The organism is Furfurilactobacillus entadae (assembly GCF_045862745.1).
GTDB classification, from domain to species: domain Bacteria; phylum Bacillota; class Bacilli; order Lactobacillales; family Lactobacillaceae; genus Furfurilactobacillus; species Furfurilactobacillus entadae.
The window spans coordinates 406-884 of sequence record NZ_BQXN01000053.1; the positions used below are offsets into that span (position 1 = coordinate 406).

Annotated in this window: 1 pseudogene; it reads right to left on the bottom strand. The window is 43.4% G+C overall.

The annotated features are described in order from the left end of the window. Nucleotides 1–401: pseudogene (locus ACKTR5_RS11705) on the bottom strand (IS3 family transposase); the annotation flags it as partial. Nucleotides 402–479 lie beyond the last annotated feature (78 nt).

The window sequence follows — 479 nt, forward strand, 5'->3', positions numbered from 1 at the left end:
TTCTCACAACTACTGATACCCGTGGAACACCAATAGTTGCCATGATGTTCATTGAAAACCGTCGTAATCATGCGTTTTAAGTTGGCAAACCTATCGGGTTGCTTAAATTTTGCTTGCCAATATTGAAAGACAGACATTGAAACCGGTAAAGCCGCAATCAAGTCAACTAATCGGTATTTGGCCCTGAGCTCGATGATGACTTGTGCGAGTTCTTGGTTGGACGCTTTCTCAAGGCTTGTAATTTTTTTAAGGCGTCTAAGCGTATCCGCAATGATAAATTCTCTTGTTCGAGGCGTTTGATGCGTTCCTGATCTGATTCTTTTGCGATGTGGTTTCACTCCCGTTCGCATCTCTAACAACACTTTACTACCATATAGATTATAAAGCCGTTCCCAGCGCACAATAGCCTCCACTGAAGCGAAGCCAAAGTGACCACAGGTCGCTGTTATTGACGCGCGATTTTGTTGTTTCCACTTTAC